Origin of the sequence: Steroidobacter gossypii, from assembly GCF_016801985.1 — a bacterium.
In the GTDB taxonomy this organism is placed as follows: Bacteria; Pseudomonadota; Gammaproteobacteria; order Steroidobacterales; family Steroidobacteraceae; genus Steroidobacter; species Steroidobacter gossypii.
Genome location: NZ_JAEVLS010000002.1, coordinates 1,389,353 through 1,405,309, shown reverse-complemented (window position 1 = coordinate 1,405,309; position 15,957 = coordinate 1,389,353). Strand labels below are relative to the sequence as shown.

The window sequence follows — 15,957 nt, the reverse complement described above, 5'->3', positions numbered from 1 at the left end:
CGTGAGCGTCCCAGCGGAGCGCTGGCAGTTCTGGATCGATCGTGGCGGCACGTTCACGGATGTGATCGGCCGCCGTCCTGACGGCTCGCTCGCCACCCTCAAACTGCTGTCCGAGAATCCGCAGCGTTATCGAGACGCTGCGGTTCAAGGCATTCGCGAGTTGTTGCAGCTCGCGCCCGAGGCGCCCATTCCTGGCGAGCGCATCGATGCGGTGAAGATGGGCACCACGGTTGCGACCAATGCGCTGCTCGAGCGCAAGGGCGATCGCACGGTGCTGCTCATCACGCGCGGGTTTGCCGATGCGTTGCGCATCGCTTATCAGCATCGGCCCAAGTTGTTCGTTCGGCACATCGAGTTGCCATCGCTCCTCTATGAAGAGGTCGTGGAGATCGATGAGCGTATCGGGGCCGATGGCGCCGTCGTTCGGGAGCTCGATCTCATCGGAGCGGAGCGGGCGCTGCGATCGGTGTTTGATCGTGGGATTCGAAGCTGCGCGGTGGTGTTGATGCACGGCTATCGGTATCCGGCGCATGAGCGAGCGCTCGGTGAGCTTGCGAGGCGCGTTGGATTTACCCAGGTTTCGATTTCTCACGAAGTCAGCCCGTTGATGAAGCTGGTCTCGCGTGGGGACACCACCGTCGTGGATGCTTATCTCTCGCCGGTGTTGCGGCGATATGTGGAGCAGGTGGCCTCCCAGTTGCCGGGCGTGCGATTGCAGTTCATGCAGTCCTCCGGTGGGCTGACGGATGCACGTCAGTTTCAGGGCAAGGATGCGATCCTGTCGGGGCCGGCGGGCGGCATCGTCGGCGCCGTGCGCGCAGCAGGTGAGGCAGGGTTCGAGAAGATCATCGGATTCGACATGGGCGGCACGTCGACCGACGTTGCTCACTACGACGGTGAGTACGAGCGTGCGTTCGATACTGAAGTGGCGGGCGTGCGCATGCGTGCGCCGATCATGCAGATTCACACTGTCGCCGCCGGTGGTGGCTCGATCTGTCGCTTCGATGGCGTGCGACTTCGCGTTGGACCGGAGTCGGCCGGCGCGGATCCAGGGCCCGCGGCGTATCGTCGCGGTGGGCCGCTGACGGTGACGGATTGCAACGTGTTGCTCGGGCGGATTCAGCCGGAGTTCTTCCCAGCGGTGTTTGGCAGCGGGGGCGATGAGCCGCTCGATGCTGGTGTGGTGAAGGCGAGATTTGCTTCGCTGGCTGCGGAGGTTGCGGCGTCCTCACCTGGGACCTCGGCACACACCGAGGAGAGCATTGCCGCCGGATGTATTCGCGTGGCCGTGGAGAACATGGCCAACGCCATCAAGAAGATCTCCGTGCAACGTGGGCATGACGTCACGGAGTACACGCTCGTGTGCTTCGGCGGGGCCGCGGGCCAGCATGCCTGTCTGGTGGCGGACGCGTTGGGCATGCAGACGGTCTACATCCATCCCTTGGCCGGATTGTTATCTGCGTACGGCATCGGGCTTGCTGATGTGACGACCATGAAGCAGCAGGCTGTGGAAGCCGAGCTGCGCGACGAGACGCTCAACGATCTCACTGCCGCCTTTGCCGCCCTCGAATCCTCCGCCCGCGACGCGCTGCTCGCCCAAGGCGTCGCCAGCGACCGCGTCCGCATCGCGCGCAAGCTCGCGATCAAGTACGCCGGCACGGACAGCACGCTGCTTCTGTCGCCCGATCAGACGCAAGGCGCCGCCGCCCCTGACAAAGCGACGGCTGAAAGTGCGACGGGGCTTTCGGATCGGGCAGGGCAGGATCAGAAAAGAAAATATGCGGCGGAGGAAACAAGCCTGGGGTCGGCATCGCAGCTGGCGGCGAAATTCTACGAAGAATATCGCCAGCGTTATGGCTTTTTGATGTCCGGTCGGGCGCTCGTCATCGAGTCGATCAGCGTGGAGGCGATCGGGGCGTCCTATGAGTCCGTGCATCCGGCGACGGAAGTTACATCGGAGCAGACGCCGTCGGCACGCCTCGATACGCGGCCGGTGTATTTTGCCGATCGCTGGCAAGTGACGCCGTTTTACCAGCGAAGCACGTTATTGCCCGGTGTGAAGCTGCGCGGCCCTGCCGTCATTCGCGAGCGCAATACCACCGTTGTGATCGAACCGGGCTGGCAGGCTGAGGTGACGCCGCTCAATCATCTGGTGCTGCGACGAATCGAGCCATTGCGTCGTGAGCACGCCATCGGCACGCAGGCCGATCCGGTGCTGCTCGAGGTCTTCAACAATCTGTTCATGGCCATCGCCGAGCAGATGGGCGTGACGCTTGCGAACACGGCGACCTCCGTCAACATCAAAGAGCGCCTGGACTTCTCCTGTGCGTTGTTCGACGAGGCCGGCCACCTCATCGCCAATGCGCCGCACATGCCGGTGCATCTGGGCTCGATGGGCGAGTCCGTCCAGGAAATCCTCCGACGACGCGCGAACACAATGCGCCGTGGCGACGTCTACGTTCTCAACGCGCCGTATGCCGGCGGAACGCATCTTCCAGACGTGACCGTGGTCATGCCCGTCTTCATCGACGCCGCCGAGCACGGCGAATCGAAGCAGTCCGGCACGGCTTCCGTAGCCTCGCACGAACGCGATGCCGATCACTCGAAGGACCGCCGTGATGTCAAACAGGCGTGCGATGTCTCCAAGCCCACCTTCTTCGTCGCGGCGCGAGGCCACCACGCGGACATTGGCGGCTCGACGCCGGGATCGATGCCGGCAAGCTCGACGCACATCGATGAAGAAGGCGTGCTGCTCGACAACGTGCAGGTGGTTGCAGACGGCGTGTTTCTCGAAGAAAACATGCGCACGCTGCTGACCTCTGGCAAATACCCAGCGCGTAACGTCGAGCAGAACCTCGCCGACCTTCGGGCGCAGGTTGCCGCCTGCCAGAAAGGCGCGGCCGAGCTCGAAGCGATGGTGGATCACTTCAGCCTGCCGGTGGTGCAGGCCTACATGCACCACGTTCAGAACAACGCCGAGGAAGCCGTACGACGCGTGATCGACGCGCTCCACGACGGCGAGTTCACCTATGCCATGGACAACGGCGCGACGGTGAAGGTCACCATCCGCATCGATAGCGAAACACGCTCTGCAACCATCGACTTCACCGGCACGAGCGAACAGCAGCCAAACAACTTCAACGCGCCGGTCTCCGTGACCAGAGCGGCGGTGCTGTATGTATTCAGAACGCTGGTGGACGATGAGATCCCAATGAACGCCGGTTGCCTGAAGCCGCTGCAGATCATCGTGCCGCCTGGCTCCATGCTCAACCCGAAACATCCCGCCGCCGTCGTCGCCGGCAACGTCGAGACGTCACAGGTGGTCACCGACTGCCTGTACGGCGCGCTCGGCGTGCTCGCCGCAAGCCAGGGCACGATGAACAACTTCACCTTCGGTGACGGCAGTCACCAGTACTATGAGACCATCGCAGGTGGCTCCGGCGCCGGTCCCGATTTCGACGGCACGGACGCGGTTCAAACGCATATGACCAACTCGCGCCTCACCGACCCGGAGGTGCTCGAGTGGCGCTTCCCCGTGAGGCTCGACGCTTTCAGCATCCGCCGAGGCTCGGGTGGCGCGGGCCGACACAAGGGCGGCGACGGCGTGGAACGACGCGTTCGCTTCTTGAAGCCGATGACGGCGGTGCTGCTTGCGAACCATCGACAAGTTGCACCCTTCGGCGTCGCAGGTGGCCACGCTGCGCAAACGGGCAAGAACTGGATCGAGCGCGCCAACGGCGTCGTCGAGCACTTCGGCGCCACTCACACCGCACAAGTGGCCCGGGAGGACGTCTTCGTGATTCAAACGCCAGGAGGCGGCGGCTTTGGCTGAGCGGCCGGCGACAGGCCGACTGGCGACCGCGAGCATCGTCGGCACGACGCTCGAATACTATGACTTCGCGGTCTACAACATGCTGGCCGCGCTGGTCTTCAACCAACTGTTCTTCCCATCGTTCGATCCGCTCTCAGGCACGCTGCTCGCGTTTTCGACATTCGCGGTCGGTTATCTGTCTCGCCCCGTCGGTGGCCTGATCTTCGGCCACTTGGGCGATCGTTATGGCCGACGCTTCGTGTTGGTGGCAACGCTGCTGTTGATGGGAATCACGACGGCATTGATGGGCCTGCTGCCCACCTACGCGAGTGCGGGCGTGGCAAGCCCCATCATGCTGGTGGTGCTGCGTTTCGTGCAGGGCGCGGCGCTGGGTGGCGAGTGGGCCGGCGCAGTGCTGCTCAGCGTCGAGCACGGCGATCCACGACGACGCGGCCGCAACGCTTCATGGGCCCAGATGGGACCTTCGCTTGGAACATTGCTCGCCACTGGGACGCTCGGTTTGATCACCTGGGCCTTGTCGCCCGATGACTTCATCGCGTGGGGCTGGCGGCTGCCGTTCTTCGCCAGCGTCGCGCTCGTCGCGTTCGGTCTGTGGATACGAGTGGGCGTGGAGGAGACGCCGCTCTTCAAACACATCGAGCAGCAGGACTCCAAAGCGCAGGCGCCGATCAGCGAAGTCCTGCGATCGCACTGGCGCAGCCTGCTGGTGGGCGGCGGCGTTCGCATCGGTCCCGACGTGTTGTATTCGCTCTCGGTCGCCTTCGCCTTGAGCTACATCACCACTGTGTTGGGTGAGTCGCGCACGCTGGCGCTGATTGCGCTCTCCATCGGCGGCGCCATCAACGCATTCACGATTCCGCTGTTCGGAGCGCTCTCGGATCGCTACGGCCGACGCATCGTGTACGGCGCGGGCGCCGTGCTGGGTCTGATCTGGATGTTTGCATTCTTTCCATTGCTGGAGACGAAACAACCGACGCTCATCATCCTCGCGGTCGTGGTCGCCTTGACCGTGCACGCGATGATGTATGGTCCGCAGGCCGCCTTCATCGCTGAACAGTTTCCGACGCGGGTTCGCTACGCCGGTGCATCGCTTGCTTATACATTGGCCGGCATCGTCGGCGGCGGCATCGCGCCGATGGTGTCGACCGCGCTGCTACAAAGGTTTGGGTCAGCCATTGCGGTTTCTTCCTACGCAGCGATCGCCTCGTTGATCACCTGCCTGGTGCTGTTCATGGTGCGAGAGCGAGCGCGCGAACAGCTCGATTGAATTTCCTGCCTGCTGCGAATTCGACGCAGCCGCCGCGGGCTCCAGCGCTCCCGCATATACCGGGCGTTGCACTCCGACAACATGCCGGAACTCCTTTGGCGCAGGATCGTTACAGGAGATTCCTGACATAAGGACGCATTGCCATGAAAACGCTGCGATGGGGGATTCTTCAGGCGCTCGGGCTCTCGATCGTCGTCGTGGGCGCGACCATCACACCCACGGTGGTTGAGGCGCAAGTCACGAGCGCCGTGGTGCGCGGTCGAGTTCTGGCCAACGGCAATCCGGTGCCCGCGGGCGTGCAGGTGACCGCGACCAATTCGGCAACGGGCTTCACCAAACAAGCTACGACGCAGGAGGGCGGCACGTACGCCTTGATTGGTCTCGTGCCTGGAACGTATCAATTGAGGATTCAAGGCGAAGGCTTTCAGGAGACCGCACGCGCGGTGCGCGTCTCGATCGGTCAAACCATCGACCTCGATCTGAACGCCGTGCCGCAGGCCGCGACGGTGGCGGTTGAGGATGAAGTCGTCGTGACCGCCGAGCGTCTGGTCGACATGCGCACCTCCGAAGTGGCGACCAACATCAGCGTCGAACAGATCGAGTCGCTGCCGCAAGGCAATCGCAACTTCCTGAACTTCGCCGCGCTCGCGCCGGGTGTGCGCATCAACGATCGCGACACCGAGAAAACTTTTCAGGCCGGCGCGCTCAGCGCCAACGCCGTGAATGTCTATATCGACGGCGTGAGCTACAAGAACCAGGTGATCAACGGCGGCGTGGTCGGCCAGGACTCGAGCCGCGGCAATCCCTTCCCGCAGAACGCCGTGCAGGAGTTCCGCGTCATCACGCAGAACTTCAAGGCCGAATATGAGCAGGCCTCGAGCGCCATCATCACCGCGCGAACGAAATCCGGCACCAACGAGTTTCACGGCGATACGTTCATCTACTGGCAGGACAAGGGCCTGGTGGCGCGCGATGACTTCGCGCGACCCGGCGAGCCGCGGGCGGCGTATGAGCGCAAGCAGTACGGCCTGTCGTTCGGCGGCCCGATCATCAGGGACAAGCTGCATTTCTTTGTGGCCTACGAGGGCAACGATCAGGATCGCGCCGAGCGCGTGACCTTGGGCAACCCCTCGGCCGAGCCCATCTTCGGACAGTATGAGGGCTCGTTCGTGCAACCCTTCCGCGAGGACCTGGTGTTCGCCAAGCTCGACTTCCAGCCCACTTACAACCAGACCATGGATCTGTCATTCAGCCTGCGCGATGAGTCGGACATCAAGGATTTTCAGGGCCAGAACAGCTACGAGGCGGCCAACGACATCCAGAACGAGGTGCGCACCGTCAAGTTCGGTCACACCTACGACACGGCCAGGTTCACCAATGAAGCCACGCTGATGTACATGAAATACGAGTGGCATCCGACGCCGATCAACTACGACCTCATCGGGCGCGAGTACGTGGGCATCATCCGGATCGGCGGCGGCTCGACCAAGCAGAACATCGGCCAGGAAGTGGTGACCTTCAAGGACGATCTGACGTTCACCGAGTTCGAGTGGTTCGGCGGCCACTCGGTCAAGACCGGCATCCGCATCAGTCAGGTCGACTATGAAGTGCAGAAGTTCCAGAACTCCAATCCGATCTTCCGCTTCCGTCCAGAGATCGGCGGTTTCGCATTCCCCGCCGAAGCGGAGTACGGCACGGGCAATCCTGACCTCTCGGGCGAGACCACTCAATACGGTCTGTACATCCAGGACGACTGGTCGGTGACGCCACGGCTCACGTTGAATCTCGGCGTGCGGTGGGATTACGACACCGATCTGCTCGGCAAAGACTATGTGACGCCGGACGCCATTCGGGCCGCAGCTTCGCAGTATGTGCCCGATCGCTACTTCACCGACGGCAACGATCGTGACAGCCCGACCGATTTGATCCAGCCGCGTCTGGGCTTCTCGTTCGATCTGTTCGACGATCAGCGCACGGTGATCTTCGGCGGCGTGGGCCGTTACTTCGATCGCGTCCTGTACAACGAGATTCTGGACGAGCGTTTCCGCCTGCAATGGCAGACACGCAGATTCCAGTTCTCCGCCGACGGCTTGCCGCGTAACGGACAGCCCACCATCGTTTGGAACGATGCGTACCTGAGCGTCGAAGGCTTGAATCAGTTGATCGCCTCGGGCGTGGCGCCGAATCCGGAGATCTTCCTGATCGATAAAGACACGCGCATTCCCGAGACCATCCAGGCGAGCCTCGGCGTGCGCCAGCGCTTCGGCGAGGACTGGCTCGCATCGCTCACGTTCGCGCGCAATCGCAGTCGCCATGGCTTCACGTACATCTACGGCAATCGCAATCCGGACGGCTTGATCGGTCCGGAGCCCGACCTGGACTGCTGCGCCCCCGTGAGCGGCGGCTTCGGCAACATCCTGGTCTCGAGCGATGACAAGCAGAGCTGGTACAACGGCGTGTATGTGACACTGGAAAAGGCTTACACGCAGGCCTCCAACTGGGGCATGACCTTCGCATACACGTACAGCGAAGCGGAAGAAACGGGTGGCGACCTGTTCAGTCTGGACTATCCTCTGGTGTCGGATTACCCGCGTCATCCCACCAACGCCGACGAGCGGCATCGCATCGTGATGACGGGCATCGTCGGCCTGCCGTGGGACATCAAGCTCTCCAGCACGCTGACCTTGGGCTCCGGCACGGGTTACACCATCACCGATCAATCGCAGGGCACCGGCCCCGGCGAGATTCAATATCGCTACTACACCGGCCGGCCGGAGAAGCACTCGTTCATCTTCCCGGACGCGTTCGCGTATCGCAGCCTCGATTTCCGGCTGGAGAAGCGCTTCGAGTTCGGCCAGTCGCAGGCTTTCAGCCTGATCGGCGAGGTGTTCAACGTGTTCGACTACGAGAACTACGACCCACGCTCCTACAACGGCACCATCCCATTCGGCGGCGCGCCGAATGAAGCCTTCGGCCAACCCACCGATCTGATTGAACCGGGACGTCGCTTCCAGGTCGGTATGACGTATAGTTTCTAGGTAAGAATGAAACGGGTATTCGGGACTACCATGGCATACGTACACGATGAGGTTGCATGACTCCTTCGCCTGGCGAGGCCTGCTGTGGCTGATCGCCGCAACGCTGTGGGTGGGGGCGGCCGGCGCGGCGGAGCAGCGGCCCACTAAAAAGGTGCCGGGCGTCGTGGTGGAGCGTTCGCGAGTGTTCGATCCGGAGAAGGATGGCGATCCGGTGCTCAACAATCTGCAGCGCCGCACCTTCCGGTTCTTCTGGGACACCACCAACAAACAGAACGGGATGGCGCCGGATCGCTTCCCATCCCCCTCGTTCGCCAGCATCGCGGCCGTGGGCTTTGCGCTCACCGCATATGTGATCGGGGCCGAGCGTGGCTACGTGTCGCGCTCGCAGGCGCGTTTGCGAACGTTGCGGACGTTGCGATTCCTCGAGTCCATGCCGCAAGGGCCCGATGAGAGCGGGATGGGGGGCTACAAAGGCTTCTACTATCATTTCGTCCACATGCATAACGGGCAGCGCTTCGGCACCTCGGAGCTGTCGACTGTGGACACCGCGTTGCTGCTCGGTGGCGTGCTGCTGTCGCAGAGCTATTACGATCAGGACACGCGCTCGGAGCGCGAGATCCGCGCGCTTGCGGAGAAGATCTACTCGCGGGTGGATTGGAAGTGGGCGCAAAGTCGCCCGCCGGTCCTCTCGCATGGCTGGCGGCCGGAGAGCGGCTTTTTGCGCTTCGACTGGCGTGGCTACAACGAAGCCATGCTCATGTACATCCTGGCGCTCGGTTCACCGACCCATCCCATCGAGCCGGAAGCATGGACGGAGTGGATGAGCACGTACAAGAAGTCGTACGGCGAGTTCATGGGCCAGGAGTTCCTCTCCTTCGGTCCTCACTTCGGACATCAGTACTCGCACGTGTGGATCGATTTTCGCGGCATCATGGATGCGTTCAATCGCGAAAAGGGCTTCGACTATTTCGAGAACAGCCGTCGAGCCTCGTATGCGCAGCGCGAGTATGCGCGGCAGAATCCGATGCGATGGCGAGGCTATGACAGCGAGATCTGGGGTCTGACCGCCTGCGACGGCCCGGCCGACACAGTGCAGATCTATAACAACGAAGAGCGCGGCTTTTTCACGTATGCGGCCCGAAGCACCGCCTCGATCCACGTGCTGGACGACGGCACGATCGCACCGACCGCCTCGGTCGCCTCGATTGCGTTCGCTCCGGAGATCGCCATCCCGGCGGTGCGCGCGTTCCGCGCTCGCTTCGGCGAACATCTGTATCAGAAGTACGGATTCCTGGACTCGGTGAATCCGAGCTTCACGTTCACCGACGTGCCTCTGCGCCATGGCCGGGTCATCGAGGGCATCGGCTGGATCGCGGATGATTATCTGGGCATCGATCAAGGTCCCATCGTGGCCATGATCGAGAACTATCGCAGCGGATTGATCTGGAGCGTCATGCGCACCAATCCGCACATCCGGCGGGGGCTGCAGCGGGCGGGCTTCACTGGTGGCTGGCTCGACCAACCCGCGCCCGCACAACCCAGCTCCTGAGACGCCATGGCCTCGACGCCATTCGTCGCAGGGATGAGTCGTCGCGAGGCGATCGCGACGCTCTCCGGCGCAGCATTGGCGCTTGCCGGCTGCGGCCGCTCGTCGGACCAGAAGGAGCTCACCTTCTGGGGCGCCGGGCGGGAAGGGGATGTCGCAGCCGAGTTGATTCGCGGGTTCGAACAGGAGTATCCGAAGATCCGCGTGAACGTGCAGAAGATGCCGTTCACGGTGGCGCACGAGAAACTGCTCACCGCTTATGCGGGCGAGACGTTGCCCGATCTGTGTCAGCTGGGAAATACCTGGATTCCAGAGTTTGCCGCGCTCGATGCGTTGGAGCCGCTCGATGGCTACGTCGCGGGCTCCCAAGAGATTCCGCTCGAGGATTATTTCGAAGGCATCCTGGCCTCCAATCGCGTCGATGACATTCTGTTCGGCATTCCCTGGTACGTCGATACGCGACTGCTGTACTACCGGCGCGACTTGCTGCGGCAGGCGGGCTACGAGGATCCGCCACAGACCTGGGATCAGTGGAGCGAGATGCTCGGCGCCATCAAACAAATGGTCGGGCAGGATCGATATTCGGTGCTGCTGCCGTTGAACGAGTTCGAGCCGCTGCTTGTGCTCGCCTTGCAGTTGCCCTCCGAGCTGCTGCGCGATGGCGGGCGCTATGGAAACTTTCGCGGCCAGGACTTTCGTCGCGCGCTGTCGTTCTACGACAGCCTGTTCGATCGCGGCTTTGCGCCGCGCATGACCAACACTCAGATCTCCAATGTATGGGATGAGTTCGGGCGCGGATTCTTCTCGTTCTATATCTCGGGACCCTGGAACATCGCGGAGTTCAAGAAGCGGCTGCCCGCGTCGCTGCAGGATGACTGGATGACGGCGACCATGCCGGGGCCGGATGGGCCGGGGTTGTCGAGCGCGGGCGGCTCGAGCCTCGTCGTGTTCAAGACATCGCAAGCCAAACCCGAGGCGTGGCTGCTGGCGGAGTATCTATCACGGCCGCCGGTGCAGCAGCGCTTCTATGAGCTGACGGGCGACATGCCGTCGCGACGCAGTTCCTGGCAGATGCCGGCGCTGATCGAGTCGCCCTATGCGCGAGCCTTTCTTGCGCAGCTGGACCGGGTGCGCTCACCGCCGAAGGTGCCGGAGTGGGAGCGCATCGCCACCGAGATGAGATTGACGGGCGAGCGCGTGGTGCAGGGCGTGCAGACCGTCGACGAAGCGGTGGTCGCACTCGATCGCAGAACCGATGAGATTCTCGCCAAGCGTCGATGGATGCTGGACAGAAATACCTCGCCGGGCACGTCATGAAACATTCATTTCAGGCGGATCCCTGCAAGCGCCCGCGTGCCCGCCTGGGCCGCGGCCGGGAAACGTGCGTCGTGGCGGGGCTGCGATGAAGCGTTCCATGGCGGCGTGGTGGTTCGTCGGGCCGGCGCTGATGGTGATGGGCGTCTTCTTCTTCGTGCCAGTGCTCGGTGCGCTCCTGATGAGCCTGACGGACTTCGATCTGTATGCGCTCAGCGACTGGCGAAATCTGCGCTTCATCGGTTTTCACAACTACGTGACCTTGCTGCAGGATCCGCTGTTCTGGAAGTCGCTCTGGAACACTTTGTACTTCGTGGTGTTGGGCGTGCCGCTGTCCATCGGCGCATCGCTCGGGGCGGCGTTGCTGGTCAATTCCAAGCTCGGGCGGTTTCGCAGCTTCTTCCGCACCGTCTACTTCGCGCCGGTGGTCACCACGCTGGTCGCAGTGGCCGTGGTGTGGCGCTACATCTTCCATACGCGCTATGGATTTTTGAACTATGGACTCAGCAGCGTCGGCATCGATCCCATCGATTGGATGGGCGATCCGCAATGGGCGATGCCCGCCATCGTCGTCATGGCGGTGTGGAAGAACTTCGGTTACAACATGATCATCCTGCTGGCGGCGCTGCAGAACATCCCCGAGGATCTCTACGAGGCCGCGCGTATCGACGGCGCCTCGGGGTGGCAGGTGTTTCGTCACATCACCATTCCGGGCATCGCACCGGTGCTGCTGCTGGTGAGCATTCTCACGATGACCGGCTATTTCCAGCTGTTCGCCGAGCCGTATGTGATGACGGAGGGAGGGCCGCTGCAGAGCACGTTGAGCGTGCTGTATTTCATGTACGAGGAGGGCTTCAAGTGGTGGAGCCTCGGTCGCGCCTCGGCGGTCGCATTTCTCCTGTTCGTGCTGATGTTCCTGGTCACGGCGTTCCAGTTGCGGCTCGGCCGGCAGAGGGGTGAGCGATGAAGCGCAAGGGACCGGCCATCATCGTCAATCTGTTGCTGATCGTGGGCGCCGTGCTCACGGCGTTCCCCTTGCTGTGGATGTTATCGGTCTCCTTCATGCCCACAGGCGCGGCGAGCACGTATCCTCCGCCGCTGCTGCCGGCGGAGCCGACATTGGAGAACTATCGGCAATTGTTTGCGAACCACAATGCGGGTCGCTACATGCTGAACAGCGCGATCGTGGCTTCGTTGGGCACGTTGATCGCGCTGGTGCTCAACACGATGGCGGGATACGCGTTCGCCAAGCTGAGGTTCAAGGGGCGCGAGCGGATCTTTCAGATCCTGCTGGGGGCGCTGGTGATTCCGGCGCAGGTGACGATGATTCCGTTGTTCGCGCTGGTGAAGGAGATGGGACTGATCAGCACCTATGGCGGGGTGATCGTCCCGGTGATGGCGAGCGTGTTCGGCATCTTCCTGATCCGGCAGTACGCGCTTTCGTTGCCGGATGAGTTGCTCGAAGCGGCGAGGATCGACGGGGCGAGCGAGGCGAAGATCTTCTGGTCGCTGGTGGTGCCGCTGCTGCAGCCCATCCTGGTCACCTTGGCGATTCTCACGTTTCTGGCCACCTGGAATGATTTCATGTGGCCGCTCATCGTGCTCACCGACCAGAAGCTGCACACACTTCCCGTGGCGCTCGCCGGGCTGTCGCGCGAGCACGTGCAAGACAACGAGCTGATGATGGCCGGGGCGGTCATCACCGTCGTGCCGGTGCTGGTCTTGTTCCTCGCTCTGCAGCGTTACTACATCGCGGGGATTCTGGCGGGGAGCGTGAAGGGATGAAGAGGTTCGCCTGCGCACTGGCGCTGTTGCCGCTGCTCACGCTGGGAGCGGAGCGGGGGCTGGAGCTTGAGATGCGATATCTCGATGAGATGGAGAACGTGGCCGAGTGGAATTCGCTCGCCTCCGATGGAGTGGACGCGTCCGTGCGCGCGGAGAAGGGCGTGGATGGCAACGCGCTGGTGCTCGAGTACAACCTCAACAACACGGCCGGCTATGCGGCAGCCACGCGGAAGTTGCCGGTGACCCTGCCGGAGGACTACGAGATCTCCTTCTGGATGCGCGGTGAGGCGGGGCGCAATCACTTCGAGATGAAGTTCGTCGATGCGTCGGGCGATAACGTCTGGTGGTTCCGGCGAGCGAACTTTCAGGTAACGGGCGACTGGCAGCCAATCCGCATCAAGCGCCGGCAGATCGAGTTCGCCTGGGGCCCCACCAACGATCGCACGCTCAAATCGTTCGCGGGCCTCGAGTTCGTCATTGCGGCCGGTGAGGACGGGGGCCAGGGCAATCTCTGGTTCGATCGTCTGGCGATCAAGCCGGTCGAACGGCCCTCGCAGGTTGCGAAGCCGACCTTGTCAGCGACCTCGGAAGCGCAAGGCCATGCCGCCGCGAACGCCATCGATGGTCAGCAAAGAACGCGCTGGCAAAGCGACGCCAGCGGCAAGGATCAAATCCTCACGTTGGATCTGCAGGCGGTGCAGGAATTCGGTGGCCTTGAAATCGATTGGGCGCCGAAGCTGCACGCGCAGCGTTACAGCATCGAGCTATCGACCGACGGCAAGACCTGGAACAAAGTCCGTACCGTCGATGCCGGCAACGGTGGGCGAGACTCGCATCTGTTGCCCGAATCGGAGGCGCGCTACATCCGAGTGAGCATGCCGCAACCCGGCCGCGCGGTCGGCATTGGCGAGCTTCACGTGCGGGATCTGCAATTCGGCGCATCGCCGAACGCTTTCATCGAATCCCTCGCCAGGAACGCGCGCAAAGGTTGTTATCCCCGTGCATATCTGAATGAGCAAACCTACTGGACCATCATCGGCGTCGACGGCGACAGCGAGGAGAGCATGCTCTCCGAAGACGGCGCGCTTGAAATCCGCAAAGGCAGCTTCTCCATCGAGCCGTTCATTCGCGTGCGTGACAGGTGGCTGACCTGGGCGGACGTGTCCATTCAACATTCGCTCGCGGAGAACTACCTGCCGATTCCAACGGTGGCGTGGAAACATTCGGACGTGATGTTGTCCACGACCGCCTATGGCTTGGGTGAGCCTGGCAACGCACGCACCGAAGCCCTGTACACGGTTCGCAATCCGACCAGAAGTCGCCGTCACTACACCCTGGCTTTGGCAGTGCGTCCGTTCCAGGTAAATCCGCCGGCGCAGTTTCTCAACACGCCAGGCGGCGTTAGCCCGATTCAGGACCTGGCATTCGAAAACGGCGTGGTCCATGTCGATAAAGTGCCGAGTGTGTTTCCAAAGACACCGCCGCAATCCTTTCGCGCGGTGACGCTGGCGGCCGATACCCCTTGCGAATGGTTGAGCGCGACGGATGCGCCAACCAAGGTCACCGATGAGAGCGGATTTGCCTCCGGCGCCTTGCTCTACACGCTGGACCTCGCCCCCGGCGAAAGCCGCGACATCATATTGGACCTGCCGCAGCACGCCGGCCGCGACGGCGCCCGGCGCGAAGGCAAGAGGGTCGAACAACAACGACAGCTCGCAGTCAGCAAGCAGGTGGCGCAAACAAAGGCTGAAGTCGAGCAGCAATGGCGCGACAAGCTCAATCGCGTCGAACTCATCCTGCCCAAGGCCGACCAGGCGCTGTACGACACGCTTCGCACCTCGCTTGCGCACGTGCTCATCAATCGCGATGGCCCGGCGATCCAGCCTGGCTCGCGTTCCTATGAGCGCTCGTGGATCCGCGACGGCGCAATGACATCCGAGATGCTCCTGCGCATGGGGCATGCGGAGGTGGCGAAGGAGTTCCTCGCCTGGTACGCGCCGTATCAGTTCGCCAACGGCAAAGTGCCTTGCTGCGTGGATCGTCGCGGCGCCGATCCGGTGCCGGAGAACGACAGCATGGGCGAGTTCCTGTTCCTGATCGATGAGATCTATCGCTACACCGGGGACGAGCCGCTGCTGCGCTCCATGTGGCCGGCGGTGATCAAGACGGTCGACTATATGGACAAGCTGCGACTGTCCGAGCGCACGCCGGAGAATCAGCAGGGAGAACGCGCAGCATTCTATGGGCTGATGCCGGCCTCGATCAGCCATGAAGGTTACTCTGCCAAGCCCATGCACTCGTATTGGGATAACTTCTGGGCGCTGGGTGGCTACGAGGCCTCGATCCGCATCGCTCGGGCACTCAACGAAAAGAAACAGATGGCGAAGTTCATCGAGTCACGCGATCAGTTCCGCACGGACCTGTACCGCTCGCTCAACACGGCCATGCGCGCGCACAAGATCGACTATCTGCCGGGCGCGGCGGAACTGGGCGATTTCGATGCGACCTCGACGACCATTGCACTTACCCCCGTGGGCGAAACGCAGATGCTGCCGCCGAACGAGCTCAACGCCACATTCGAGCGCTACTGGAAGCATTTCACCGCGCGCCGCACGAGCACCAGCTGGGATGCGTACACGCCGTATGAGTGGCGCAATCTCGGCGCCTTCATCCGTTTGGGCTGGCGCGATCGCGGCGAGGAACTGATCCAGTTCTTCATGGACGATCGCCGCCCGGCGGCCTGGAATCAGTGGGGCGAGGTCGTGGGGCGCGTTGAGCGAGAGAGCCGCTTCATCGGTGACATGCCGCATGGCTGGGTCGCTTCCGACTACGGCCGCTCGCTGCTCGACATGTTTGCCTTCGAGCGCCAGGCGGATGAGACGTTGGTGCTGATGGCGGGCGTGCCCGAGGCATGGACCAGGAAGGAAGGTTTCGAGGTCCGCAACCTGCGCACGCCCTTCGGGCCGCTCAGCTACTCATTGAAGGTCGAAGACGACAAGACCACTTTGCACGTCGAGCCGCTCCAGCAGATGCCCGTCGGCGGCATCGCGGTGTCCTGGCCAGGCGAGGCGCCTCCTGAAGATCATTCGATACAGCGCGGCTTTGCGCGCTGGCTCGGAACCGATCTGCGCATCAACGAGCTGCCGTTTACCATCGTGTTTCCACGATGAGACGG

The 15,957-nt window shown here is 62.6% G+C and carries 8 protein-coding genes; all 8 read left to right on the top strand.

Features of this window, described 5'->3' with window-relative positions; genetic code table 11:
* The first annotated feature begins 1 nt into the window (after window position 1).
* The 8 genes from JM946_RS13310 to JM946_RS13275 all read left to right on the top strand — a co-directional run bounded on the left by JM946_RS13310 (window position 2) and on the right by JM946_RS13275 (window position 15,952).
* The gene (locus tag JM946_RS13310) at window positions 2–3,832 is read left to right on the top strand and encodes a hydantoinase B/oxoprolinase family protein (RefSeq protein WP_203167763.1); all 3,831 of its coding nucleotides are present in this window, start codon (window positions 2–4) and stop codon (window positions 3,830–3,832) included.
* On the top strand, window positions 3,825–5,099 hold the full coding sequence (locus JM946_RS13305; RefSeq protein ID WP_203167762.1) for an MFS transporter: 1,275 nt from the start codon (window positions 3,825–3,827) through the stop codon (window positions 5,097–5,099). Before JM946_RS13310 ends, JM946_RS13305 begins: the two co-directional genes overlap by 8 nt.
* 143 nt (window positions 5,100–5,242) lie before the next feature.
* Window positions 5,243–8,137, top strand: coding sequence for a TonB-dependent receptor (locus JM946_RS13300; RefSeq protein ID WP_203167761.1), 2,895 nt, complete (start codon window positions 5,243–5,245; stop codon window positions 8,135–8,137).
* A gap of 46 nt (window positions 8,138–8,183) precedes the next feature.
* The gene (locus tag JM946_RS13295) at window positions 8,184–9,686 is read left to right on the top strand and encodes a glucoamylase family protein (protein WP_203167760.1); all 1,503 of its coding nucleotides are present in this window, start codon (window positions 8,184–8,186) and stop codon (window positions 9,684–9,686) included.
* 6 nt (window positions 9,687–9,692) lie between these two features.
* Window positions 9,693–11,000, top strand: a complete 1,308-nt coding sequence (locus tag JM946_RS13290) for a sugar ABC transporter substrate-binding protein (RefSeq protein ID WP_203167759.1) — start codon at window positions 9,693–9,695, stop codon at window positions 10,998–11,000.
* An 85-nt stretch (window positions 11,001–11,085) separates the two neighbouring features.
* The gene (locus tag JM946_RS13285) at window positions 11,086–11,964 is read left to right on the top strand and encodes a carbohydrate ABC transporter permease (protein WP_203167758.1); all 879 of its coding nucleotides are present in this window, start codon (window positions 11,086–11,088) and stop codon (window positions 11,962–11,964) included.
* Window positions 11,961–12,782, top strand: coding sequence for a carbohydrate ABC transporter permease (locus JM946_RS13280; protein ID WP_203167757.1), 822 nt, complete (start codon window positions 11,961–11,963; stop codon window positions 12,780–12,782). Before JM946_RS13285 ends, JM946_RS13280 begins: the two co-directional genes overlap by 4 nt.
* Window positions 12,779–15,952 carry a discoidin domain-containing protein gene (locus JM946_RS13275; protein WP_203167756.1) on the top strand — a complete coding sequence of 1,058 codons (3,174 nt, stop codon included), beginning with the start codon at window positions 12,779–12,781 and terminating at the stop codon, window positions 15,950–15,952. The genes JM946_RS13280 and JM946_RS13275 overlap by 4 nt, the downstream gene beginning before the upstream one ends.
* Window positions 15,953–15,957: the final 5 nt, after the last annotated feature.

Bases quoted from the DNA above. Each gene is read 5' to 3' on its own strand.
- JM946_RS13300 (WP_203167761.1), top strand. From the start codon at position 5,243: ATGAAAACGCTGCGATGGGGGATTCTTCAGGCGCTCGGGCTCTCGATC.
- JM946_RS13295 (WP_203167760.1), top strand. From the start codon at position 8,184: ATGAGGTTGCATGACTCCTTCGCCTGGCGAGGCCTGCTGTGGCTGATC.
- JM946_RS13290 (WP_203167759.1), top strand. From the start codon at position 9,693: ATGGCCTCGACGCCATTCGTCGCAGGGATGAGTCGTCGCGAGGCGATC.
- JM946_RS13285 (WP_203167758.1), top strand. From the start codon at position 11,086: ATGAAGCGTTCCATGGCGGCGTGGTGGTTCGTCGGGCCGGCGCTGATG.
- JM946_RS13280 (WP_203167757.1), top strand. From the start codon at position 11,961: ATGAAGCGCAAGGGACCGGCCATCATCGTCAATCTGTTGCTGATCGTG.
- JM946_RS13275 (WP_203167756.1), top strand. From the start codon at position 12,779: ATGAAGAGGTTCGCCTGCGCACTGGCGCTGTTGCCGCTGCTCACGCTG.